Raw genomic sequence first — 25,233 nt, 5'->3', positions numbered from 1 at the left:
TTTCAGTTGAGAAAACGGCTCGTTTTAGTTTGTTTTTCTCAGGATCGATAATGAAATCATAACTGGTTGAAAAATCGGTTTTGTTGGCAGTTGTTCCAATGAAAACAGCGTGACGTAAATTGCAGTTGTCGAACATTGCTTCTGATAAATCACTTTCCATAAAATCAACGGCAATCATGCTACAATTGATGAATTGCATTTTCTTTAATTTCAAACTGTAGAATTGCGCGTAATCAAGCAAACTGTCTTTGAAGTGAAATTCATATAAAATTTGGTCCGTCATCGCAAAATTCACCGAAGTAAAATCACATTTGGTAAACCAAACATCGCGCAACGAAACATGATTGATTTTAGTTCCTTTAAAATTGCAATCGAAGAAATTACAATCGATAAAAGTTACGGCAACAAAGAAGCACGAAGTAAAATCGCAATTTGTAAATGTGCAATTTTCGTACTCTTTATATTTGATATCATTTTCTGAAAAGGTGATATCTGAAAAATTTTGGTCAATAATGTAATCTGCGTGCATAATTATATTTTTTAAAACCCTTCAAAAACGCCTAATCCAAATAAAGCAAAATCGTATTTTACAGGATCATTCGGGTCTAGTTTTCTTAAGTTATCGTCTAATTCAGCTAAGGCTTTAGCATCGTTTTGTTTTCGTGTTAGCAGTTCCAATTTCCGAGCCACATTTCCCGAATGGACATCCAACGGGCAAGATAATAGAGCAGGAGAGATGCTGTTCCAAATGCCTAAATCGACACCTTTGTTATCTTTTCGAACCATCCATCGCAAATACATGTTGATTCTCTTTGCAGCCGAACCACTTAAAGGATCTGAAATGTGTTTTTCAGTTCTGGACAAATGCGGAATTTCAAAAAACAATTGCTTAAATTCCGAAATCGTATGTTGCATCGTTGGATTTTGTTTCGAGAAAACCGCTTCTAATCCGTTATGATTTTGATAAATGTGTTTTAATCCTTTTATAAATCCGACAAAATCCTTTCCGTTAAAAGTACGATGCACGAAATTTTCTAATGATTCTAATTGCGATTCCGAATAATTCATGACAAAATCATAAGGTGAATTTCCCATCAAGTCCATCATCTTCTTAGCATTGTTGATAATCATTTTCCGATTTCCCCAAGCAATAGTGGCGGCTAAAAATCCAGCAATTTCAATATCTTCTTTCAAAGAATACAAATGTGGAATTTGAATCGGGTCGCTTTCAATGAAATTGGGATTGTTGTACAACTCAACTTTTTCATCAAGAAATTCTTTTAACTCGGATTGTGTCATCTTAAGAACTTACAATATTCCCATCTACCATCGTTAATTTTCTATCTGCCATATTGGCTAATTCTTCGTTATGTGTAACAATTACGAAGGTTTGTCCGAATTCATCACGAAGTTTGAAGAACAATTCGTGTAAGTTTTCGGCCGTATGCGTATCTAAATTTCCAGATGGTTCATCGGCAAAAATAACGGCTGGTTTGTTGATTAAAGCTCTCGCAACTGCAACACGTTGTTGTTCACCACCTGAAAGTTCGCTGGGTTTGTGATGTGTTCTTTCGGCTAACCCTAAATAGGAAAGTAGCTTTTTTGCTTCGGTTTCTACTTCTTTTTTATCACGATTGGCTATAAATCCTGGAATACAAACATTTTCTAAAGCTGTGAATTCCGGTAATAATTGGTGAAATTGAAAAATGAATCCCAAATGTTGGTTACGGAATTTAGAAAGTTCTTTGTCTTTTAAATTCAAAACAGATGCTCCATTTATTTCTAAAATCGTATTGTTTTGTTTTGCAGGTAAATCTAAAGTACCTAAAATTTGAAGTAAAGTCGTTTTTCCAGCGCCTGAAGCACCAACAATAGAAACGATTTCTCCTTTTTTTATGTGCAAATCCACTCCTTTTAAAACATGAAGCGAATCGTAATATTTATGTAGATTTTTAGCTGTAATCATAACCAAACATTTCTACAAAGAAACAAAGATTTTTGGCTAATAAAAAAACTATTGTACATCTATTCGCGTATTTCAAATAATAAAGTTTAGTTAAATTAGATTTTGTGTTTAATTTTTTAGTAAATTTGTTAAACAAAATAACCGATACATTTATGAGAAATGCAATTAAAGCGGTATCATTGGTTTTGAGTTTTGTTTTTAGTTCGTGTACAGCTAAAGAAAAACCAGTAGTAAAAGAGGAATTTAAAGAACCGATTAAAGTAAAAGTGAAAGAAGGTATGGAAGTTGCAACATTTGCTGGAGGCTGTTTTTGGTGTACCGAAGCAGTTTTCTTAGAAATAAAAGGGGTTGAAAAAGTAGTTTCGGGATATATTGGAGGAAAAACGATTAATCCAACATATAAAGAAATTTGTACAGGTGAAACGGGTCATGCTGAAGCCATTCAAATCACTTTTAATCCAAATGAAGTTGCGTATGAAGATTTGTTGGAAGTTTTCTTTGGAACGCATGATCCAACAACATTAAATCGTCAAGGAGCTGATGTGGGAACACAATACAGAAGTGCCATTTTCTATCATTCAGAAGCTCAAAAAACAAAAGCGGAAAACTACATTCAATTATTAGAAAAAGAAAAGTTGTACGATAAAAAGATTGTGACAAAAGTATCATCGGCTACTATTTTTTATCCTGCTGAAGATTATCATCAAAATTATTACAATCAAAATTCAAGTCAAGGCTATTGCCAAATGGTCATTGCACCGAAATTAGAAAAATTGCGTAAATATTATAAATCGAAATTAAAATAGAAGGGAAAAATTGCTATGAACACTACTATTGAAAAAGAAATATTCGACATTATCGGTGATAATCACCAAATGACATCGGTTGAAACCCCGTTACGACCAGATGCTTTTTATAAATCAGATGCGGAAAAGATGGAAGTTATTGAACACCATTTTGAAATCATCATGAAAGAATTAGGTTTAGATTTAACCGATGATAGTTTGCAAGGAACACCGCATCGTGTGGCAAAAATGTTTGTGCAAGAAATTTTTTCGGGATTGAATCCAGCGAACAAGCCAAAGATTTCGGTTTTTGATAATTCGTATCAGTATGATAAAATGTTGGTTGAGGCCAATATTAGCTTCAATTCTACTTGCGAACACCACTTTTTGCCGATTGTTGGAAAAGCGCATATTGGTTACGTCTCTTCTGGAAAAGTTATTGGTTTGTCAAAATTGAATCGTATCGTAGATTATTACGCAAAACGTCCACAAGTACAAGAACGAATGATTATGCAAATTTTCAACGAATTGAAATCAGTTTTAGAAACAGATAACGTTATTGTGGTGATGGAAGCAACGCATTTGTGTGTATCAAGTCGAGGTATTAAAGATGAAAGCAGTTATACTTCAACTTTACAATATGGTGGTGTTTTCAATCAAAAAGAATTCCGCGACGATTTCTATAAAATGATTCACAAAGAATAATTTGGCATCTATTTTGTACATTCATAATGGAATTTACAAAATAAAAATGATAGAAAAAACAATTAATAATTCAATTCAACCCGTAAAGAGTGATAAAACCTCGAAATTAATTTTGAGTTTATTGTTTGACGGAATTGGAATGTTGTCTTATGTGCTTCCTATTTTTGCAGAAGTGACCGATTTAGTTTGGGCACCCATATCAGGGATATTATTAATGACAATGTATAGAGGAACAATTGGGAAATTAGCTGGTTTTTTTGGCTTTATTGAAGAATTGGTTCCATTTATAGATTTTGTACCAACATTTACTATAACTTGGTTTTACACTTACGTCATCAAAGGCGGAACAGGACAGGAATAAAAAAAGGAGCTTTATTGCTCCTTTTTTAGTTTAGAATCTATATATTCTCCTATAAAACCTAATTTCATTTTATCAAGCATCTTCTTTTCAAACTCCCAAAAGAAATTAAACTGTCCAAATAAAGCGCCAATTAAAACAAGTAATACTTGATAAGCTGGAAATATAATTATTAACCTGATGGGCCAATAAATCCAAAGAGATAGATTATCTTTAGTAATACTAAGAAAGTCTGTTAATGGTTTTGAAAGATAAGCTGCTGTTGAGCCTGTTATTGCAAATACAATAAAGATTAGTGTTAATTGCCAATTGGAAGTAACATTCCAACGCTCTTTGAGTTTTTTCATAAATTAAATTCGGGGAGTATAACCTCCTAGCTGTTGTTTATTTGTAATTTGAAAATAGACTAAGTAGTAATATAACATATAATTAACATCATATCCATAATCAATATTAGTTTGATAATCTATAGTCATTTCATATAGATTAGGGTTATATTGTAGCGGTAGCATTGCTCGTCTATTCCATTCAGAAACCCAAATTCTATTGTGTGATTCCAGATAATTTTGTGAATAATAATTTTTTGGTTTAGCATGACCATTAAACCAAGAACTAAATCCAGGGTCAATTATTATGACTTCGTATTCAATTTTATCATTTGCAATTCTAATGGTATCGTTTTCTATTTTTTGGATCTTATCAAATGTTTTATTTTCCTGAGAAGTTTTACAGGCTAATAAAAGCATTGATGAAGTGATTAATAGTATTAGAAATTGTTTCATTTACTTATGAATTTGAGAGTATAAAGATAAAAAAAAGCACCGATTTAATCGATGCTTTTAACATTAGAAAAATATATAACTTTAATTATTCTTTAATAAGCTAATAATTTGTTCAGCTAATTCAGTTCCAATTCTATCTTGTGCTTCCATAGTTGCTGCACCAATATGAGGGGTCAAGGAGATTTTAGAATGCATAAGAATTTGAATTTCTGGGTTAGGTTCGTTTTCAAAAACATCTAAACCAGCAAATAATACTTTTCCTTCATCTAAAGCTTCAATTAAAGCAACTTCATTGATTACGCCACCACGAGCACAATTTACGATTCCTACATTGTCTTTCATTAATTGAAATTCTTCTTTGTCAATTACATAACCCTCTTGCGCTGGAACGTGTAACGTAATAAAATCAGAATGTTTGATTACATCTTCAAGAGATTCTGTAACAATCTCCACATTGATGAATTGTCCGTTATAGAAATCCACACGAATTACCGCTTCATTTACATATTTATCAGCAGCAATTACTTTCATGCCTAAACCCAAAGCCATTTTTGCAACTGCTTGACCAATACGTCCAAATCCAATAATTCCAATGGTTTTTCCTCTTAGTTCAATTCCGTTTGCATAGGCTTTTTTCAATCCGTCGAAATTAGTATCACCTTCTAATGGCATGTTTCTATTCGCATCGTGTAAGAATCTTACTCCAGTGAATAAATGAGCAAAAACCAATTCCGCCACACTTTCAGATGACGAAGCAGGTGTATTGATTACGTGTAATCCTTTTTCACGAGCATAAGCCACATCAATATTGTCCATTCCAACACCACCACGACCAATGATTTTTAATCCTGGACAAGCATCAATAATATCTTTTCTGACTTTTGTAGCACTACGAACTAATAAGACTTTAACATCGTGTGTATTGATAAAGTTAGCCACTTGCTCTTGTGCTACTTTGGTTGTAATTACTTCAACCCCTCCTTTTTCTAAAGCTTTAATTCCGCTTTTTGAAATTCCGTCATTTGCTAAAACTTTCATTTTATTTTTATTTTTTATGCTAGTTACTATTTACTAGTCACTAATTATTAAATTTTATTTTCTAATTCTTTCATTACATCAACCAAAATCTGAACGCTTTCAATAGGTAAAGCATTATACATCGAAGCTCTATATCCACCAACCGAACGATGTCCAGCTAAACCAGAAATTCCAGCTGCTTTCCACATGCTGTCAAATTTTTCTTGATGTGCTTCATCATTTAATAAGAACGTAACATTCATATTACTTCTGTCTTCTTTAGCGGCAGTTCCTTTGAATAATGGATTGCGGTCGATTTCGTTGTAAAGTAGATTTGCTTTAGCTTCATTGATTTTTTCAATAGCTGCTATTCCACCTAATTTTTTCAACCATTGTAAGGTTAAAAGTGATGCGTATACTGGAAATACTGGTGGTGTATTGTACATACTTTCTTTAGAAACATGTTGTTGGTAATCTAACATACTAGGAATCATTCTTCCTGTTTTTCCTAAGATTTCAGTTTTTACCACTACTAATGTTGCTCCAGCTGGTCCCATATTTTTTTGAGCTCCCGCATAGATTAAATCAAATTTTGAAAAATCTAATACACGTGAAAAAATATCCGAACTCATGTCACATACTAAAGGAACATTCACTTCTGGAAATGATTTCATTTGGGTTCCAAAAATGGTATTGTTACTTGTGCAGTGAAAATAATTTGCATCAGCAGGAACGCTATAATCTTTTGGAATGTGATTGTAATTTTCTGATTTTGTTGAGGCTACTACAACCGTTTCTCCAAAAAGTTTTGCTTCTTTGATAGCGCCGCTTGCCCAAGTTCCTGTGTCTAAATAAGCTGCTTTTCCATCAACTTTCATTAAATTGTAGGGTACCATTAAAAATTGCATGCTTGCTCCACCACCTAAAAATAATACTTCGTACCCTTTTCCTTCTAAGTTTAAAAGTTCTAAAACTAAGGCTCTAGCTTCGTCCATTACAGCTACGAAATCTTTACTACGGTGTGAAATTTCTAAAATAGATAATCCGGAGTTGTTGAAATCTAAAATAGCTTGTGCCGATTTTTCAAATACTTCTTGAGGAAGTATACATGGACCTGCACTGTAGTTGTGTTTTTTCATTGTAGTTATTTATTTAAAGGTCAAATTTCGGAATTCTTAAATAAAAAAATGACTTAAATGCTACAATAATTATGAGATGTTATTAACAAAAACGATTTAGTTAAAATTCTTTTGTAAAAATTATAAATTAATAATTATTTGTCCTTTTTTTTATTAAATAAGTAAAGATTGTTTTTGAAAGCAAAAAAATCATCTTTCGTTTTTACTAAATGTCTAATTTGAATTTTTTTACCTGAAATTGTAGTTATAATTAAATTTTCACCAAGTTCACCTCCATATCCAATACTCGTTATATCGGTTGATTGTATACGATCTATTTCTTTCCAATCTAAGTTTATTGCTTCATTATCAGTTATAAAGTCGGTTTTAATCCATTTCATGTTTAAACCGCTTTCAGATAGCGTCCATTCCATAATACCTTCGCCCGTTCTTTTATTTAAATAGTAAAATAGTGGCAGAAATAGGATAAGGAATAAAACAAAAAAGACGAATAATCCAAGCTTATCTAGTTTTATAAAATTATTTAATGTGAATACAGAAATCCCGTAAAGTATAAAGAACACAATAAACCAAAAATTTTCAATTGATCTAGATGCTGTTTTTACAACAAATTTCATTTCAAGCTATTTAAAAATGCCAAAGTATCTACATTATCAGCATAATCCCAAAGTTTTGGTTGTTGGGTTTGACCAAAAGCTACTGAATTAGGAATCAAATCTTTAGATACAATACACTGAATTTGGTCTGCGTCATTTTGTAGACGAGACTTAACATTTTCTAAATTCTCATAGAATTCATAAAATACCGATGAAATAGGAGATAAGTAACTTGAATCTTCTTTTATAGTCATGAATTCATTGTCAAGAATTTGGAAATTACTCATTAAGAAAACCGCTTTGTTGTAATCGTAATTATTCGCATACTTTTCGTAGTGAATCACATCACGATATTCGTATATCGCTTTAAAGAAGGCTTCAAAAGTATATCCTTTTGGAACAAAAAGTTTAGAAACATTACGACATCCCAAACCAAAATATCTAAAAATATCTTCTCCTAAACCCAATAGATCTTCAAAAGTTTCAGTTCCGTCTAAAACGGCAACCGAATTTCTGTTTTTACGAATGATACTTGGCTTGTCTTTGAAATAATATTCAAAATAGCGAGCCGTATTATTGCTTCCTGTGGCAATTACGGCATCAAAACCTTCTAATTTGCCTTCCACAAACGTTATTTTTGAGTTAAGTTTTGGCTCAATAGTAATCAAATATTTCGCTAAAAATTTTAATAAATGTTGGTCGTTAGATGAGGTTTTAACCAATACATCATGACCCGAAATCAATACCGAAAGAAAATCATGAAAACCCACTAACGGAATATTTCCTGCTAAAATTAATCCTACTTTTTTTGGTTCAATTTTTGAAAAATCATAGTTGGAAATCCACTGATTTAGATTGTCTTCTGTTAAGGCTTTTGCCCAAGATTGAATGCTATGTAAAACTTGTTCCGGTGTAAACCAACCGTTGTGCGATTGTGAAAGTTCAATCAAGTTTGCAAAGTCATCAAAGAACAAATCGTTATGTAAAACCGAAGCCGATTTAACGTTTCCCTCTTCAGAAAATTGACGTACAAAATTCCCTAATTCAACAAAACTCGATTTTATTTCACTTTGTAACATTTGTAACTTGTTTATGTTTGGTTTACATTGTATTTTTGTAGCGCAAAATTAATCATAATATTAGAATATCACGTTTTTCTGAATTCTAATTTCTTAATACTAAAAGAATCATGGCAATTATAATAACAGACGAATGTATCAACTGTGGGGCTTGCGAGCCAGAATGTCCAAATACAGCAATTTACGAAGGTGCTGATGATTGGAGATGGAAAGATGGTACAAAATTAAGTGGTAAAGTTATTTTACCTGATGGAACTGAAGTAGATTCAGATGCTGCTCAAACCCCAATTTCAGATGATATTTATTACATTGTACCCGGAAAATGTACGGAGTGTAAAGGTTTTCATGAAGAACCTCAATGCGCAGCCGTTTGTCCGGTAGATTGTTGTATACCAGATGATAATCATGTGGAAAGCGAAGAAACTTTGTTAAACAGACAATCGTTTTTGCATAACGAATAAAATTTTTAAAAATTTCAACAGTATGTTAAAGAGAATTTTTAAATAGAAAGTTCTCTTTTTGTTTTTTATTGAGCTAAAAACTTCTTTATTAATGAGTTGTTTTATTTTATTTTGATTACATTTGATTGTTAATCGTAAATTTATGATAAAAAAACTTACTTTTTTATTGTGTCTTTTTACTACTTGTGTTGTATCACAAAATCTCGATTTTACATTAATTGTGAAAGATTTTGATACGGACTTACCTATTGATGAAGTTACGATTACAGCTTTAAGAACTCGACAAGGTTTTTTGACTAATAAAGAAGGAAAAGCAATCATTAACTTGACCCGATCGTCTGATTTTGAACTTGTTCATTCTTTTTATAAAAAAACAATTATAAAATTTGCAACCCTAGACAAAAAGGAAAATGTAGTTTACTTAGAACCCATTACACAGGAATTGGAAGAATACATCATCACCAAAGATCATCCTCAGGAAATTTTAAAACGGATTATAGAAAATTCTAAAGATAAAATCACCATTCCTATAAGTTTGAAAGTCTATTTGCACGAATTTTACAAACGTGATAATGAGATTGTTTTTTTTAATGACGGTTTGATTAATTTTCAAATTTTAGGAAATGAAAAGAATATAAAAACCGATATTTTAGTAGAACAAAATCGCGCTGTTGGTGTTTTAGATGGCGATATCGATACCAATATATTAGGTTATGATTTGAATAATATCATCGAAAATTATTACCAATTCAAATATTTAGACGAAGTATTGGATTCCAAAGCAAAGAAAACTTATGATTTTTCGGTAAAAACCTATCCATCTAACGAGGATTATTTGGTAATTAAAATTGTTCCTTTACCCGAATCCAAAGGAATTTTATCTGATTTTACGGTAGTTTATGATAGCAACAAAAAGTTGATAATAGAAGTTAGTTCTTATGTAACTCCAGACCGACTTTTGGCTTATAAGGAGAGCATGTTTGCCAGTAGAAAAGTCTATAAATTAGAATTTAAAAATACATTCCGACATGAAGGGAATTATTACTATTTAGCTAATTCAAAAGAAGTAATTGGTTTTGAGAAATATTATAAAAAGAAATCCAGACGAATTGAAGTGAAAAATCATATGGTAGTAACCGATTTCAATAAAAAAACTTTCGAGTACGGAGATAAAAATATTTTTAAAGGTAAATCATTAATTAATAAACAAACCTCTTTTTTTACAAATTATTGGGATGTTGAATCAGGTTTTATAAGTACTACAGAAGAAAAAGCAATTATTGAACGTCTTGGAAAAGGAACTGAAGAAATTCATACTGAAGAAGAAAACACCATCGAATAACTACTTCATCAACTCCTTTTATTTAATACTTTGATACTAATCAGGATTAAAGTATATTTGCGCACTTTTAAAATAATATTAACTAGTAATTTAAAGTCCCCTTTGGGGATTTAGGGGCTTATGAAAGCAGGAATTGTAGGATTACCAAATGTTGGAAAATCAACTTTATTTAATTGTTTATCAAATGCAAAAGCGCAAAGTGCTAACTTTCCGTTTTGTACTATAGAACCTAATATTGGAGTAGTAAACGTTCCAGATCCGCGTATTGCTCGTTTAGAGGAATTGGTCAAACCAGAACGCGTTCAAATGGCAACGGTTGATATCGTTGATATTGCAGGTTTAGTAAAAGGAGCAAGTAAAGGAGAAGGTTTAGGCAATCAATTCTTAGGAAACATCAGAGAATGTAACGCAATTATTCACGTTTTACGTTGTTTTGATAACGATAATATTGTGCATGTGGATGGAAATGTAAATCCAATTCGCGATAAAGAAACCATCGATATCGAATTGCAATTAAAAGATTTAGAAACGGTAGAAAAACGTTTGGAAAAAACCAATCGTGCTGCCAAAACAGGAAACAAAGAAGCACAAGTTGAAAAAGCTTTATTAGATAGAATTCGCGAAACTTTATTAGCAGGAAAATCAGCTCGTACTGTAGTTCCTCAAAATCAAGATGAGGAAGAAATGTTAGAAAGTTTTCAATTAATCACAACAAAGCCGGTTTTATACGTTTGTAATGTTGACGAAGCTTCGGCAGTAAACGGAAACAAATATGTAGATCAAGTTCGTGAATTAGTTAAAGATGAAAATGCTGAGGTGATTGTACTTTCAGTAGGAGCAGAAGCAGATATTACCGAATTAGAAAGCTATGAGGAGCGTCAAATGTTTTTACAAGACATGGGATTATCTGAGCCAGGTTCGGCAGTGTTAATTCGTGCCGCTTACAAATTATTGAAATTACAAACCTATTTCACGGCTGGTGTTAAAGAAGTTCGTGCTTGGACAATCAACATCGGAGATACAGCACCAAAAGCAGCTGGAGTAATTCATACTGATTTCGAAAAAGGATTTATCCGTGCAGAAGTTATTGCATTCGAAGATTTTTCTAACTACGGTTCAGAAGCAAAAGTAAAAGAAGCTGGAAAATTAAGAGTAGAAGGAAAAGAATATATTGTTAAAGATGGTGATGTAATGCATTTTAGATTTAATGTATAAATATGAAGAAATTATTTTTTGTAATTATTTTTATTTGCTTTCCACTAATATTGGTAGCTCAAGATAAAATTAAATTTGGAGTAAATGGTGGGTTAAATTATGCTAGTCTTAGAGGAAATGATTTAGCTGAAGATTTAGCCCCAGGTATTTCTTATTTAGTGGGAGTTTCGGCTGAATTTTTCTTAAAAGAAAACTTGTCAATTTCAGCTAATTTAAACTATGAAAATAAAACAGCAAAAGATAATGGTAATGTTTATTTAATTGATGAATATGGATTTCCTACAATGATTAAAAGTGATTCTAAATCTATATACAACTATTTAGTATTGCCCGTTTATGTAAATTATTATTTTGGCAAAAAAGATGATTTCTATGTTAATGGAGGTTTATTCTTAGGTTATCTATTAAATTCTAAATTTAGCTCAAAAAATTCTGACAATGACACTGATACAACAGATATGAATAAGAAAATAGATGCAGGTTTGGTTTTTGGATTTGGAAAGGTATTTCAGCTAAATGATAAAAATAATTTAAAATTAGAGATTAGAGAAAATTTGGGGATGTTAAATACAAGTGATTTTGATGTATATAACGATGGAACAATTAAAACAAATTCACTTAATTTAATTTTAAATTGGAATTTCAATTTATAGATAATATTTAGAACCGAGCATAAGAAAACAAGCAAAACCGTTGAAGCCATTCAGCGGTTTTTTTGTGGCATAAGATTTGTGTTTGCAAAACAAAACAAACTATCATGAAAAAATATCTTATTCTAGCCGCATTTGCTTTGGCTACGATTTCCTGTAAAGATTCGGGATTACACAACAGTTTTATTTATTTTTCTGAAGCCCAACCCACAAATGTGGATGAGATAAAAGTATTCCCGAAGAAGTTTGTTCGAACGTATACCTTGGATTATTCACATCGTTTGGTAATCCAACCAAAATGCGCTTATGTAAAAGAAATTGAAACCATTACGGCTTTAAAGTCTGAATTGGACTCTATTCCTGAATTTGAATTACGCAATAACCAAGTTTTTGATAAATTCGAAAATAAACCATATAAAACCTTTATAAAAGGCGATACAATTGCGTTTGAAATCGAACGTTTGGATACTATTTTTTCTTTTTCCGAAAACGAAATCGCTAAACAGTATAAATCCTCATTGGTTTTAAATAAAGAAGTTGATGGAAAGTACCAAACCAGTATTTTGAAATTGTCCACTATTGGAGCAAAACACATTCAACTTGGAACCAAAAAAGATTTTACCAAATTAAATTCCGAACTTAAAATTCCATTTGCTGTCGAAATGAAGGAAAATGATACACTTCACGTTCTTTTAACACCATCACGTGCCGATTTTAGAAAATTACTTCGTTTAGATGGATTTGAATATGCTACTTTTTATTTGATGAAGTAATTTCAGATAGTAGAAATTTTAGATATTATGAGTAATTGAAAGCTTTTCTCTTTCTTCTTTTTATTATTGAACTTGACTTTGAACCTGCCCTTGAACCTGCCCTTGAACTTGCTCTTGTCAACCGCATTTTGTCAATAACTTATCGGTTTTTCCTTTCTCAATTTTGGAGATAAATGCTATATTGCACAAAATCCAAAATCTGTCTATGTTAGAGCAAAATCAATATACCGAAGACAACATACGTTCGCTCGATTGGAAAGAGCACATTCGAATGCGTCCGGGTATGTATATCGGAAAATTAGGTGACGGTTCATCGCCTGATGATGGTATTTACATTCTGTTAAAGGAAGTTATGGACAACTGTATCGATGAATTCGTTATGGGTGCCGGAAAAACCATTGAAGTTACTATCAAAGATAAATTGGTAACCGTTCGCGATTATGGTCGTGGCATTCCGTTAGGAAAAGTCGTTGATGTAGTTTCCAAAATGAACACAGGAGGAAAATACGATTCAAAAGCCTTCAAAAAGTCTGTAGGTTTAAATGGTGTCGGAACAAAAGCCGTAAATGCCCTTTCGAATTATTTCCGAGTGGAATCGGTTCGTGATAACCAACAAAAAGCAGCAGAATTCTCAGCTGGAAATTTGACGCTAGAGGAAGATATTCAAGAAACTACTAAGCGAAAAGGAACCAAAGTTTCTTTCGTGGCCGATGATACGATTTTCAAAAATTACAAATACCGAAACGAGTATATCATTAAAATGCTCAAAAACTATTGTTATTTAAATCGCGGTTTAACGATTTATTACAATGGTGAAAAATACGTTTCGGATTACGGATTGAAAGATTTATTGGAAGAAAATATTTCAGCTGAAGATATGGTATATCCAATCATTCATTTGGAAGGAGACGATATCGAAGTTGCCATTACACACAGTAAATCCCAATATTCAGAAGAATACCATTCGTTTGTAAACGGACAAAATACTACGCAAGGTGGAACGCATTTAGGGGCTTTCCGTGAGGCGATTGTAAAAACCATCAAAGAGTTTTATAACAAACCTTTCGAAGCTTCAGATATTCGCAAATCGATTGTTTCTGCTGTTTCGGTTAAAGTAGAAGAACCCGTATTCGAATCGCAAACCAAAACCAAATTAGGTTCGACAGATATCGGTCCGAATGGTCCAACAGTTCGTACGTTCGTAAATGATTTCATCAAAACGAATTTAGATAACTTCTTACATAAAAATCCAGAAGTTGCCGATGCGTTATTGCGCAAGATTTTACAAGCCGAGCGCGAACGTAAAGAACTTTCTGGTATTCGAAAATTAGCCAAAGAACGTGCTAAAAAAGCTAGTTTACACAATAAAAAATTACGCGATTGCCGTGTTCATTTAACCGATGCTAAAAATCCAAGAAGTTTAGAAAGTACGCTTTTTATTACAGAGGGAGATTCGGCTTCAGGTTCGATTACCAAGAGTCGCGATGTAAATACACAAGCGGTTTTCAGTTTACGTGGAAAGCCTTTGAATTCATACGGAATGACGAAAAAAATCGTATACGAAAACGAAGAATTTAACTTATTGCAAGCCGCATTAGACATTGAAGAATCGATGGAAGATTTGCGTTACAATAACATCGTAATCGCCACCGATGCCGATGTGGATGGTATGCACATTCGCTTGTTGTTGATTACGTTTTTCTTGCAGTTTTTCCCAGAGTTAATCAAAGACGGACATTTGTATATTCTACAAACGCCATTATTCCGTGTACGAAACAAAAAAGAAACGATATATTGTTACAGCGAAGAAGAACGAGTTAACGCCATCGAAAAACTAAAACCAAAACCAGAAATCACCCGATTCAAAGGATTAGGAGAAATTTCGCCAGATGAGTTTAAGCACTTCATAGGGCAAGACATTCGTTTAGATCCAGTCATGTTAGATAAAGCCACAACGATTGAAACCTTGTTAGAATTCTACATGGGTAAAAACACCCCAGACCGACAAGGGTTTATCATCAATAATTTGAAAGTAGAATTGGATGTGGTAGAGAAGTAATGGTAGCACAAAGTTTCACAATGTAATGCACAAAGTCACACAAAGATATTTTTTAACATTGCGAAACTTAGTGAAAACTTTGAGTAACATAGTGTAACAAAAAAAAATATGACTGATGAAAACGAAATAAGCCGAATAATTTTAGATTGCGCCTACAAAGTTCATACAAAGTTAGGTCCAGGATTGTTGGAAAAAGTTTACTAAGAATGTTTGGCTTATGAATTGACTAAATGCGGATTAGAAGTTAAACAAGAATGTCCATTTCTAGTTATTTATGAAGATATAAAAATGGATTGTGGTTACCGAGTAGATATTCTAGTAAATAATAAAGTTATAGTGGAATTGAAAGTAGTTGAAGATTTTACTATTGAACATACAGCTCAATGTCTAACTTACATGAAACTATCGGAATGCAGATTAGGATTACTTTTAAATTTTTATAAGAAATCATTAAAAGACGGTATAAAAAGATTAATATTATAACATTGATTTTATTGGTACACAAAGTATCACAATGTAAAGCAAAAAGTCACACAAATTAATTTTAAAACATTGAGTTACTTCGTGAAAAACTTTGAGAAACATAGTGCTACAAATACATAAAAAGATAAAGTAGAAATATAAACATTGTGAAACTTAGTGTAAAACTTTGAGAAACATAGTGCTACAAAAACATGAAAGACGAAGAAGATAACATCATCCCAGAAGACGACAATTTAGAGAACCAAGACCAGCCCCAAAAAGAGGAAGGTTTTGAGGATATTCATGTGTCAACGGGACATCATTTTTACGAAAACAACGAAAATCCAGAGGATACCATTACCAAAGTTACAGGAATGTACAAGGATTGGTTCTTGGATTACGCTTCCTATGTAATTTTAGAGCGTGCCGTTCCTGCGATAGAAGACGGTTTCAAACCCGTACAACGTCGTATCATGCACTCCATGAAAGAGTTGGATGACGGTCGTTACAACAAAGTGGCGAATATCATTGGGCACACCATGCAGTATCATCCACACGGAGATGCGAGTATTGGTGACGCTATGGTGAACATCGGGCAAAAAGATTTGTTGATTGACTGCCAAGGGAACTGGGGAAATATTTTAACCGGTGACGGAGCCGCAGCCCCTCGTTACATCGAAGCTCGAATTTCAAAATTTGGTCACGATGTGTTGTTTTCTCCAAAAGTTACCCAATGGCAATTAAGCTATGATGGTCGTAAAAACGAACCGATTCATTTGCCTGTAAAATTTCCATTGTTGTTAGCGCAAGGTGGAGAAGGGATTGCAGTAGGTTTGTCTACGAAGATTTTACCGCACAATTTCAATGAATTAATTGATGCGTCGATTAAAATTTTAAAAGGAAAACCATTTACTTTATTTCCAGATTTCCCAACAGCCGGAATTGCTGATGTTTCCAACTATAATGATGGAATGCGAGGTTCTCGTGTTCGTGTGAGAGCTAGAATCGCACCTTTAGATAAAAATACGTTAGTGATTACCCAAATTCCATTTTCAACCGATACTACCAAATTGATTGATAGCATCTTGAAAGCCAATGAAAAAGGGAAAATCAAAATCAAGAAAATTGAAGATAATACGGCGGCTGAGGTTGAAATCGTAATTCATTTACAACCCGGAACTTCGCCAGACAAAATGATTGATGCGTTGTACGCGTTCACCGATTGCGAATTGTCTATCGCGCCATTAGGTTGCGTGATTGAAAATTGTAATAAGCCTTTGTTTATTGGCGTTTCTGATATTTTGAAGATTTCTACCAATCGTACGTTGAATATTTTAAAACGAGAGTTAGAAATTCAATTAGACGAACTCGAAGCGAAGTGGCATTTCGCAAATTTAGAGAAGATTTTCATCCGTGAAGAAATGTATATTGACTTCAAATTGTATTCGGATAGAGAGTCGCTTTACAAATACATGTACGATCGATTTGAGCCTTTCAAAACCATTTTAATTCGAGAAATTGAAGACGAAGATTTACAAAGATTGACGCAAATTCCAATGATTCGTATTACACGATTTGACTCGGATAAAGCTGACGATGCGATTGCGAAATTGGAAGCCGAAATCGAGCAAGTGAAATACCATTTAGATCATTTGATTGATTATGCGGTAGATTATTTCACCACCTTAAAAGACAAATACGGAAAAGGAAGAGAACGCTTAACCGAATTACGTAATTTCGATAACATTCAAGCTACAAAAGTAGTATTGCGTAACCAAAAATTCTATGTGAATAGAGAAGAAGGTTTCGTAGGAATGGGCTTGAAAAAAGACGAATACGTGGGTGAATGTTCCGATATAGATGACATTATCGTTTTCCTTCGCGATGGAAAAATGATGGTAACCAAAATTGATGACAAAAAGTTCATTGGTAAAGATATTATTCATGTTGCCGTATTCGATAAAAACGACAAACGTACCATTTACAACATGATGTATCGTGATGGTAAAAACGGTTCTACGTTTATCAAGCGATTCAATGTTTCTGGAGTTACTCGTGATAAATTCTATGATTTGACGCAAGAAAAACCTGGTTCAATGGTGTCGTATTTCTCAGCGAATCCAAATGGAGAAGCAGAAGTGGTTACGATTTTATTACGCCAAGTGGGAAGTGTGAAAAAACTGAAATGGGATGTCGATTTTTCCGATATTGCTATTAAAGGAAGAGCGTCTCGTGGAAATACGGTTACCAAATATCCAATCAAAAAAATCGAACTAAAAGAGAAAGGAATTTCGACTTTACGTCCGAGAAAAGTTTGGTTTGATGATACCGTGCAACGTTTAAATGTCGATGGAAGAGGTGAATTGTTAGGCGAATTTAAACCAAACGACCGCTTGTTAATTGTCAACCAATCAGGGAAACTGAAAACAATAATTCCAGAACTTTCAACGCATTTTGAAGAAGACATGATTGTGTTAGAAAAATGGAATCCAAACAAACCGATTTCGTGTATTTATTATTGTGGAGAAAAAGACAGATATTTCGTAAAACGTTTCTTAGTTGAAAACGAAAATAAAGAAGAAATTTTCATCACTGAGCACGAAAAATCACAGTTAGAAATCGTTTCTACTGATTGGCGTCCGGTTGCTGAGGTAATTTATGCCAAAGTAAAAGGTGTTCAAAAAGAAAACCAAGTAGTGGATTTAGAACAATTCATAGCAGTAAAAGGAATCAAAGCATTAGGAAACCAGTTAACTACGGATAAAATCAAACAGATTAACCTATTAGATCCGTTGCCTTATGAAGAAGTATTAGAGGAGCCAGAAATTCCAACAAACGAAGCTTCAGAAGAAGGAAACGACATTCAAGATTTCAATATAGAATTAGACGACGACGGACAAATTACGTTATCTTTAGAATAAAATTCTGACCTGCAAGGTTTTTTACTTTGCAGGTTTTTTTATTGACTTTTATCATTTTTCACTCCAAATAAAACACTTAATTTCGTCCTAAATTAAAACACAACAACATGTCAACATTTCCATCAGACATTGAAATTGCACAAAACGCAACAATGTCTCACATTAAAGATATTGCCAAAAAAATCAACATATCAGAAGACGATTTAGAATTTTATGGCAAGTACAAAGCCAAATTACCTTTACACTTACAACAAGAAAACCCAAAAGGAAAACTGATTTTAGTTTCTGCCATGTCGCCAACGAAATATGGTGAGGGGAAAACTACGATGTCTATCGGTTTAACGGATGGTTTGAATTACATCGGTAAAAAAGCGATTGCGGTTTTACGTGAACCTTCGCTTGGACCTGTTTTTGGGTTAAAAGGTGGCGCTGCTGGTGGTGGTTATGTACAAGTGTTACCAATGGAGGATATCAATTTGCATTTTACAGGTGATTTTTCGGCAATTGAAAAGGCAAATAACTTGCTTTCAGCGGTGATTGATAACAATCTGCAAAACACGAAATATTCTTTAAATCTGGATCCAAAATCAATTGCATGGAAACGTGTAATGGACATGAACGACCGTTCTTTACGTCAGATTATTATTGGAGTAGGAGCGAAAGCTAATGGAACTATGCGAGAAGATGGTTTCAATATTACACCCGCTTCAGAAGTGATGGCGATTTTATGTTTGGCAAAAGATTTAGAAGATTTGAAATTCCGATTAGGAAATATATTTGTTGGAAAAACGTTAGATGGAAAAGCTATTTTCGCTCGCGATTTGAATGTAGTAGGAGCCATGGCAACGTTATTGAAAGATGCAATTAAACCTAACTTAGTGCAAACCATAGACGGAAATCCAGCGATTTTACATGGCGGACCATTTGCTAGTATTGCACAAGGAACTAATACAGCTATTGCTACAAAAATGGGATTATCATTAGGCGATTACGTAGTAACAGAAGCCGGTTTTGGTGCCGATTTAGGTGCGGAAAAATTCTTGCATATCAAATGCGAACAAAGTGGTTTGAAACCCGATGCTGTTGTTTTAGTGGCTACAATTAGAGCGATTAAACATCATGCCGGATTAGTTGCAGAAGATTTTAAAACGGAAAATGTAGCAGCTATTGAAAAAGGGTTCTGCAATTTGGAAAAACACATTGAAAACATGCAACAATTTGGATTGAATCCTGTGGTTTGTATCAATGCTTTCCCAGATGATACGCAAGCGGAATATGATAAATTGAAAGAATTATGTGCGACTAAAGGTGTAACTGCAATTGTAAGTACCGCTTTTGCTCAAGGCGGAAAAGGTTCAGCTGAAGTAGCGCAAAAAGTAGTGGAAGAAATCGAAAAAGGAACTGCGAATTATAAACCGTTGTACCAACCTTCGGATAGTATTGAGCATAAAATTAATGTAGTTGCTAAAAATATTTATGGTGCGAATTCAGTAGAGTTTTCTCCAAAATCGAAATCGCAGTTAAAAATGATTAGTGATTTAGGATTTGGTCATTTTTCTATTTGTATGGCGAAAACACCAGCAAGTTTTTCTGATAATGAGAAATTAATTGGTCGCCCAACAAATTTTGATATTACGGTTCGTGAGTTTGAAATCGCCAGTGGGGCAGGCTTTATTGTGCCGCTTTTAGGTGAAGTAATGCGAATGCCAGGCTTGCCAGCAGTTCCAAATGCGGAACGAATTGATATTGACAACGAAGGAAGAATTACGGGATTGTCTTAGTATTTTGGCACAAGTAAATAATACGATTCCCATCTAACCCTGATAGGAATGAAAATAAAAAATGGTCACTGAGGTTCTCGAAGTGACCATTTTTTATTGTAATGTATAGCAGGAAAATGGACCGCCGGTATGTCCCGAACCATTCGTTCCTAATCTTAATGTGCTTTTTTACGCATTTTCATATTTAAAAATTCCACTCCTAATGAAAAAGCAATTGCAAAATACAGATAACCTTTAGGAACTGCTCCCACATGTTGCCCTGCTAATTGCGCATTCGATAAATGCATACTTTCAGTAATTAACATAAATCCGATTAGAATTAAGAAAGCTAGACCTAAAATTTGGATCGATGGGTTTGCATTTACGAAATTTCCAACTGGAACTGCAAATAACATCATGATTCCTACAGAAATTACAACAGCAGTAATCATAATTACTAAGGCACCTTCGATACCGTTTGTCATACCAACAGCTGTTAAGATACTGTCTACTGAGAAAATTAAATCGATAAGTAGAATTTGACCAATCACACTTGCAAATGATTTAGCTGCAGAAGTTTTAAGTTCTTTCTCTTCTTCACCTTTGTGGTCTACTTTTTCGTGAATTTCTTTGGTACTTTTATAAATTAAGAACAAGCCTCCTAATAATAAAATTAAAGCTTGACCTGTAATGTCGGCTGAGAACCAACCAAAGTCAAAGCTGAACCATGGCGCTTTCATGGCAATTAATAAGGTAATTCCGAATAGCAATGCAATACGCATAAACATAGCTAAGAATAATCCTATTCTAGTAGCTTTTTTACGTTTTTCTTGTGGTAATTTTCCAGTAACAATCGAAATAAAAATAATGTTATCGATACCTAGAATAATTTCTAAAAATGTTAAGGTTAAAAGTGCTATCCAAGCATCGGGATTTAAAAATACTTCCATTTTTGTGTTTTAGTTTAAAACTTGTTATACGTTGGCTAGTTTAGTTTTGTTACAGTCCCGCGTTGCTTTTTTGAATCTCCTACAAAAGAATATTCAAATGTATAAGAGTTAGCATTCGTAGTCAAAATTTTCATTTGAACTGCTTTTTTCTCTTCTCTATTTTTCGGATGAGTATTTTGCATAATGTATTCGCAATCATTCGTCCATCTTACTTTAAACGTATCGATTTTTCCTTCATAGGTTTCTATTTGAATGGAATCATTACGTTCAAAAGTACTCGTATATTTTTTGCCTTCGATTTCGGTTTCAGAAGTAAATTTTCCGGTTTTAAAATCTTTACAATTGCGTTCTTGATTGTAACAAGAAGTTAGTATTGTTAGCAAAAGTAAACTGTAAATCGAATATTGTATTTTGGATTTCATAATTGATTTTTGTCCCGACACTTCAGGATTAATATTGTTATTAATTGTTTTTATCACTATCAAATAAGCTTTTAACTAAAGTCATAATTCCTTTATAAATCAAAAACATTGCGGTTAAAGCAATAATAATTCCTAATGCTAATATGTAGGGATATAAAGGATGTTTTTCATTTTTGAACGCACTGTTGATAATCACAGGTCCAAGAAATAACAAAGGCAAAGCACCTGCCAAATATTTTACTCCTTTTGCTAATATGTTTTTATCTGTTGCCATTAGAAATTAATTTGAAGTCCAATACCATTGGAATTAGTAACAATATGTAATTCAAAATTGTCGCCTAAGGTTTTCTTTTGATCTTGAATACCAGAATTATACAGGTCAACACTTTCTTGTACTAATTTCTTTCTTCCAGATAAAATAGGAATAGAAACAGCCATTAAACCCACACCAGCATACGTAATTACTGTTGGATATTTCACATCTGAAGTTAATCCCATTACTAAATCAGCAGCAGTTCCCCCAATTCCCAATCCTAATAAAAATCCACCAAGAGATTCCTTAGTTTTTGCTTTTTTGAATAAATGCAACGCTTTTAAATCGGTTTCCATTGTTTTTTTAGTTTCAAACGAAGATAATTGTACTCCATCTTGAAAAATTTTACCTCCGTTATATTCTAATTTTTGTGCAAATGAGAATGAAAAACTTACGAATGCTAATAGTAAAAAGAATGGTTTCATGGTATATTTTATTTGTTGTTATTGTAAAAATCTACCGCATTTCTAACACTTCCATGGGTGTTTAACAATTGATTGGCTTCTTCATAACTTACAGGAATTTCGTCCATAATCATTCGAGTTCCTCTGTCAATTAATTTGGTGTTGCTCAATTGCATATCCACCATTTTGTTTCCCTTTACTTTTCCCAATTGAATCATAGTGGCTGTCGAAATCATGTTTAAAACCAATTTCTGAGCGGTTCCAGCTTTCATGCGAGAACTTCCGGTTACAAATTCTGGTCCAACTACCACATCAATAGGAAATTTAGCGGTTTTCGATAACGGACTTTCCGCATTGCAACTGATACTTCCGGTGCTGATGTTATTTTGATTGCACATTTCTAAACCACCAATCACATAAGGCGTAGTTCCCGAAGCGGCAATTCCAACTACAACATCGTTTTCATTGATTTTCCATTGTTGTAAGTCGTTCCACGCTTGTGCTCGGTCGTCTTCGGCAAATTCTACTGCTTTTCTAATCGCCGTATCGCCACCTGCAATAATTCCAATTACCAAATCAAACGGAACCCCAAAAGTAGGCGGACATTCCGAAGCATCTACAATTCCTAAACGGCCCGAAGTTCCTGCACCGATGTAAAACAAACGACCGCCTTGTTTCATTTTCGAAACAATTTCTGTCACTAGTTTTTCAATTTGTGGTAACGCTTTTTCAACGGCTAACGGAACGGTTTTGTCTTCATTGTTGATGTTGGTCAACAAATCAGTAACCGACATTTTTTCTAAATGTTCGTATTTGGAAGCTTGTTCAGTAGTCTTGGTAAAATTCATACTATTATTTTAAAACGTGATGTGCCAAAACATTCTGAACATCATACACATTGACAGATTTATTAAATTGCTTCACCACACTTGGATGTACTTCACTTGAAACCCAAATTTTCAATTCGGCTTCTAAGTCAAATGTACCCGCAGTTTCAACGCTGAAACGTGAAATGCTTTTGTAAGTAATGGATTTATATTCAATTTTGCTACCGGTAATACCTTGTTTTTCAATTAGAATTAATCGTTTGTTGGTAAAAATAAAAGTATCGCGAATCAATTTGAAACCCAATTCAATTTCTTCACCTGTAATTAATAATTTACCGTAATCTTTTACTAAAGTTTCTTGATTTACAGCACCTGCATTTCCAAGTAAGGCAGAAAAAATCCCCATATCAATTGTTTTAAATGTTCTTCAAATTTAAGTAAAAAGTACTTATGTTTTATGTTGATTTACGATTAATGCGAATGTCCCATTTCAATTATATAAGCCAAAACAAAACCAAATACAATCATGGTGATTTTAGCCAAATTGAATTTGTGTCCTTCATTACTTTCAAAAATAATTGTTGATGAAATATGGAACAAAATTCCCACTACAACTGCCGAAATTTCTTTTGAGTAATGTTGAGCAAAATGCATTTGTTCCGCTAAAAATGTTCCTATCGGAGTCATTAAAGCAAAAGTAAACATGAAAGCAAAAATCATCATTTTGTTCATTTTGGCATTTACAAAAAATAAGGTCAAAATGATAGCGATAGGTAAGTGGTGAACCGCAATTCCATAGGCTAAATTGTGATTGTTGTGGATAGGAAAACCTTCTAATAAGGCATGAATACACAAACTAATAAACAACAACCAAGGTATCTGATGCAATTCATTATGCTCGTCGGTATGCACGTGAACGTGTCCGTGTTCGGCACCTTTTGAGAAAAATTCTAGTAAGATTTGGAAAAGAATTCCAATCATAATGAAAACGCCAACAGGTAACTTGGCATGCACTTCTTCTCCTTCGTGAATATGATTATGTCCTTCACTGAATAACTCAGGAAGTAAGTGTAAAACGGTTAGCGAAAGTAAAAACGCACCACTGAACGCTAACAACAATTTGATGTTTTTCTTTTTTTGTGGTTTTAGTACCAACGCAAATAAAAAGCCAATAATTACGGCTGAAAAGGTGATAATATATTGCATTATTTGAAAATCATGATTAAACGTTCTGATTGGTTTTTATAGAATTTTCGCAATTTATAATCGCCAAAAATATCTAAAAGATAAATACCGGCTTCCTCCATCATTTTTTCGAAATCTTCTAAGCGAAGGGCTTGTACTCTCTCGGTAAAATGATAGTTTTGACCTTCGTCTTCAAACGAAATTTCTTTGAATATATGTCCGTCTTTATAATAACGTTGTATATGAAAATCAATTCCGTCAACCGATTTTACTTCATCAGCCACTAAGTTTTCAATTACAAAATCCGCATTCATAAAATCAATAACCGCAAAACCGGTTTCGGTTAAACTGTTGTGAATGGCTTTGATGGTTTTATAATTATCAGCATCGTCTTCAAAATAGCCAAAACTCGTAAACAAATTGAAAATAGCATCGTATTTTTCGTTACACGTTTCGCGCATGTCGTGCACTTTGAAATGCAGTTTTTCATTGGCAAATTGCGAGGCTTCCTTAATGCTGTTTTCTGATAAATCAATTCCGGTTACATCAAAACCTAAGGAATTCAGATAAATCGCATGACGTCCTTTTCCGCAAGCCAAATCTAAGATTCTAGCCGCTTCGGGAAGATTCAAATAATGCGTTAAATTGTCCATCAACAATTGCGCTTCTTCGTCATTGCGTTCCTTGTATAAGATGTGATAGTATTTAGTATCAAACCAAGATTCAAACCAGTTTGAGGCAGGTTGATTTCCTATGGATTGTGATTTATTGTTGTTATCTGACATTAATTCTGATTTCGTTTCATTCAAGTAGCAAATTTAATGTATTTTTGCACAAGAATACCCTAATTATTACGATTGCAATTGATTTTTGCAATTGAACTTGAATTTGTAGAATGGAAAATTTTAAAATGACGGCCAAAACCTTCTTTGGTTTTGAAGAAATATTAGCTAAAGAATTGCAAATTCTTGGCGCGCAACATGTGGAAATCGGTACACGTGTGGTGAGTTTTAAAGGTGATAAAGGATTTATGTACAAGGCTAATTTGGCGCTTCGTACGGC

28 protein-coding genes and 2 pseudogenes are annotated in these 25,233 nt (G+C 33.4%); 13 read left to right on the top strand and 17 right to left on the bottom strand.

Going from position 1 to position 25,233, the window contains the following annotated elements; translation table 11 throughout:
* The 3 genes from B4I81_RS10785 to B4I81_RS10775 all read right to left on the bottom strand — a co-directional run.
* A partial coding sequence (locus tag B4I81_RS10785) for a pentapeptide repeat-containing protein (protein WP_291110534.1) occupies positions 1-529 on the bottom strand: 529 nt, incomplete at its 3' end.
* Between the two features lie 11 nt (positions 530-540).
* Positions 541-1,299 (bottom strand): TIGR02757 family protein, encoded by a 759-nt coding sequence (locus B4I81_RS10780; protein WP_291110532.1) that lies wholly within the window; start codon positions 1,297-1,299, stop codon positions 541-543.
* Between the two features lies 1 nt (position 1,300).
* Positions 1,301-1,966 (bottom strand): ABC transporter ATP-binding protein, encoded by a 666-nt coding sequence (locus tag B4I81_RS10775; protein ID WP_291110530.1) that lies wholly within the window; start codon positions 1,964-1,966, stop codon positions 1,301-1,303.
* 152 nt (positions 1,967-2,118) lie between these two features.
* On the opposite strand from B4I81_RS10775, the gene msrA reads away from it, so the two are divergent.
* The 3 genes from msrA to B4I81_RS10760 are packed head-to-tail and all read left to right on the top strand — an operon-like array spanning position 2,119 to position 3,817.
* On the top strand, positions 2,119-2,772 hold the full coding sequence (gene msrA / locus B4I81_RS10770; protein ID WP_414655102.1) for a peptide-methionine (S)-S-oxide reductase MsrA: 654 nt from the start codon (positions 2,119-2,121) through the stop codon (positions 2,770-2,772).
* A gap of 15 nt (positions 2,773-2,787) precedes the next feature.
* Positions 2,788-3,456 (top strand): GTP cyclohydrolase I FolE, encoded by a 669-nt coding sequence (gene folE, locus B4I81_RS10765; protein WP_111565677.1) that lies wholly within the window; start codon positions 2,788-2,790, stop codon positions 3,454-3,456.
* Between the two features lie 46 nt (positions 3,457-3,502).
* On the top strand, positions 3,503-3,817 hold the full coding sequence (locus tag B4I81_RS10760; RefSeq protein ID WP_291110528.1) for a hypothetical protein: 315 nt from the start codon (positions 3,503-3,505) through the stop codon (positions 3,815-3,817).
* An 11-nt stretch (positions 3,818-3,828) separates the two neighbouring features.
* On the opposite strand, the gene B4I81_RS10755 is transcribed toward B4I81_RS10760, so the two are convergent.
* The 6 genes from B4I81_RS10755 to B4I81_RS10730 all read right to left on the bottom strand — a co-directional run bounded on the left by B4I81_RS10755 (position 3,829) and on the right by B4I81_RS10730 (position 8,427).
* Positions 3,829-4,161 carry a DUF6787 family protein gene (locus B4I81_RS10755; RefSeq protein WP_291110526.1) on the bottom strand — a complete coding sequence of 111 codons (333 nt, stop codon included), beginning with the start codon at positions 4,159-4,161 and terminating at the stop codon, positions 3,829-3,831.
* 3 nt (positions 4,162-4,164) lie between these two features.
* Entirely contained in the window at positions 4,165-4,596 is a 432-nt protein-coding gene (locus B4I81_RS10750; protein ID WP_291110524.1) for a DUF6146 family protein, read from the bottom strand.
* A gap of 81 nt (positions 4,597-4,677) precedes the next feature.
* Positions 4,678-5,634, bottom strand: coding sequence for a D-2-hydroxyacid dehydrogenase (locus tag B4I81_RS10745; RefSeq protein WP_291110522.1), 957 nt, complete (start codon positions 5,632-5,634; stop codon positions 4,678-4,680).
* Between the two features lie 47 nt (positions 5,635-5,681).
* A complete protein-coding gene (gene serC / locus B4I81_RS10740; protein WP_291110521.1) occupies positions 5,682-6,752 on the bottom strand; it encodes a 3-phosphoserine/phosphohydroxythreonine transaminase in 1,071 nt (356 codons plus the stop codon).
* A 134-nt stretch (positions 6,753-6,886) separates the two neighbouring features.
* The gene (locus B4I81_RS10735; RefSeq protein WP_291110519.1) at positions 6,887-7,369 is read right to left on the bottom strand and encodes a hypothetical protein; all 483 of its coding nucleotides are present in this window, start codon (positions 7,367-7,369) and stop codon (positions 6,887-6,889) included.
* A complete protein-coding gene (locus B4I81_RS10730) occupies positions 7,366-8,427 on the bottom strand; it encodes an acyl-CoA reductase (RefSeq protein WP_291110517.1) in 1,062 nt (353 codons plus the stop codon). Before B4I81_RS10730 ends, B4I81_RS10735 begins: the two co-directional genes overlap by 4 nt.
* Before the next feature lie 110 nt (positions 8,428-8,537).
* Between B4I81_RS10730 and B4I81_RS10725 the strand changes: the two genes are divergently transcribed.
* From B4I81_RS10725 to B4I81_RS10685, 9 genes and pseudogenes are all read left to right on the top strand, one after another.
* Entirely contained in the window at positions 8,538-8,888 is a 351-nt protein-coding gene (locus B4I81_RS10725; protein WP_291110515.1) for a 4Fe-4S dicluster domain-containing protein, read from the top strand.
* A gap of 142 nt (positions 8,889-9,030) precedes the next feature.
* Positions 9,031-10,230 carry a hypothetical protein gene (locus tag B4I81_RS10720; protein ID WP_291110514.1) on the top strand — a complete coding sequence of 400 codons (1,200 nt, stop codon included), beginning with the start codon at positions 9,031-9,033 and terminating at the stop codon, positions 10,228-10,230.
* A gap of 120 nt (positions 10,231-10,350) precedes the next feature.
* Positions 10,351-11,445 (top strand): redox-regulated ATPase YchF, encoded by a 1,095-nt coding sequence (gene ychF, locus B4I81_RS10715; protein WP_291110512.1) that lies wholly within the window; start codon positions 10,351-10,353, stop codon positions 11,443-11,445.
* A 2-nt stretch (positions 11,446-11,447) separates the two neighbouring features.
* Entirely contained in the window at positions 11,448-12,098 is a 651-nt protein-coding gene (locus B4I81_RS10710) for a porin family protein (RefSeq protein ID WP_291110509.1), read from the top strand.
* A gap of 104 nt (positions 12,099-12,202) precedes the next feature.
* Positions 12,203-12,868, top strand: a complete 666-nt coding sequence (locus B4I81_RS10705) for a hypothetical protein (protein WP_291110507.1) — start codon at positions 12,203-12,205, stop codon at positions 12,866-12,868.
* Positions 12,869-13,073: 205 nt separating this feature from the next.
* The gene (locus tag B4I81_RS10700; protein WP_291110505.1) at positions 13,074-14,927 is read left to right on the top strand and encodes a DNA topoisomerase IV subunit B; all 1,854 of its coding nucleotides are present in this window, start codon (positions 13,074-13,076) and stop codon (positions 14,925-14,927) included.
* A gap of 108 nt (positions 14,928-15,035) precedes the next feature.
* Positions 15,036-15,410: pseudogene (locus B4I81_RS10695) on the top strand (GxxExxY protein).
* Positions 15,411-15,601: 191 nt separating this feature from the next.
* Positions 15,602-18,310: a DNA gyrase/topoisomerase IV subunit A gene (locus B4I81_RS10690; RefSeq protein ID WP_291110503.1), complete on the top strand. Its 2,709-nt coding sequence runs from the start codon at positions 15,602-15,604 to the stop codon at positions 18,308-18,310.
* A gap of 107 nt (positions 18,311-18,417) precedes the next feature.
* Positions 18,418-20,091 carry a formate--tetrahydrofolate ligase gene (locus B4I81_RS10685; RefSeq protein WP_291110501.1) on the top strand — a complete coding sequence of 558 codons (1,674 nt, stop codon included), beginning with the start codon at positions 18,418-18,420 and terminating at the stop codon, positions 20,089-20,091.
* A 155-nt stretch (positions 20,092-20,246) separates the two neighbouring features.
* Here B4I81_RS10685 and B4I81_RS10680 read toward each other — a convergent pair whose 3' ends face one another.
* The 8 genes from B4I81_RS10680 to B4I81_RS10645 form a co-directional block, all read right to left on the bottom strand.
* The gene (locus tag B4I81_RS10680; RefSeq protein ID WP_291110498.1) at positions 20,247-21,020 is read right to left on the bottom strand and encodes a TerC family protein; all 774 of its coding nucleotides are present in this window, start codon (positions 21,018-21,020) and stop codon (positions 20,247-20,249) included.
* 35 nt (positions 21,021-21,055) lie between these two features.
* Complete coding sequence (locus B4I81_RS10675; protein ID WP_291110496.1) at positions 21,056-21,442, bottom strand: DNA topoisomerase IV; 387 nt, start codon at positions 21,440-21,442, stop codon at positions 21,056-21,058.
* Positions 21,443-21,482: 40 nt separating this feature from the next.
* Positions 21,483-21,716: a DUF6095 family protein gene (locus B4I81_RS10670; RefSeq protein ID WP_291110494.1), complete on the bottom strand. Its 234-nt coding sequence runs from the start codon at positions 21,714-21,716 to the stop codon at positions 21,483-21,485.
* Positions 21,716-22,180, bottom strand: coding sequence for a hypothetical protein (locus B4I81_RS10665; protein WP_291110492.1), 465 nt, complete (start codon positions 22,178-22,180; stop codon positions 21,716-21,718). Before B4I81_RS10665 ends, B4I81_RS10670 begins: the two co-directional genes overlap by 1 nt.
* A gap of 8 nt (positions 22,181-22,188) precedes the next feature.
* Positions 22,189-23,007, bottom strand: coding sequence for an N-acetylmuramic acid 6-phosphate etherase (gene murQ / locus B4I81_RS10660; RefSeq protein WP_291110490.1), 819 nt, complete (start codon positions 23,005-23,007; stop codon positions 22,189-22,191).
* A gap of 4 nt (positions 23,008-23,011) precedes the next feature.
* The gene (locus B4I81_RS10655) at positions 23,012-23,392 is read right to left on the bottom strand and encodes a PH domain-containing protein (protein WP_291110488.1); all 381 of its coding nucleotides are present in this window, start codon (positions 23,390-23,392) and stop codon (positions 23,012-23,014) included.
* A 65-nt stretch (positions 23,393-23,457) separates the two neighbouring features.
* Positions 23,458-24,192, bottom strand: coding sequence for a ZIP family metal transporter (locus B4I81_RS10650; protein WP_291110485.1), 735 nt, complete (start codon positions 24,190-24,192; stop codon positions 23,458-23,460).
* Positions 24,192-24,956, bottom strand: a complete 765-nt coding sequence (locus B4I81_RS10645) for an SAM-dependent methyltransferase (protein WP_291110484.1) — start codon at positions 24,954-24,956, stop codon at positions 24,192-24,194. The genes B4I81_RS10650 and B4I81_RS10645 overlap by 1 nt, the downstream gene beginning before the upstream one ends.
* Positions 24,957-25,066: 110 nt before the next feature.
* Here B4I81_RS10645 and B4I81_RS10640 point away from each other — a divergent pair.
* Positions 25,067-25,233, top strand: a pseudogene (locus B4I81_RS10640) (THUMP domain-containing protein); the annotation flags it as partial.

Origin of the sequence: Flavobacterium sp. UBA6195, from assembly GCF_002422095.1 — a bacterium.
Classification (GTDB): domain Bacteria; phylum Bacteroidota; class Bacteroidia; order Flavobacteriales; family Flavobacteriaceae; genus Flavobacterium.
Note: the sequence above shows the minus strand (reverse complement) of the source record. Positions and strands in the feature narration are given on the sequence as shown.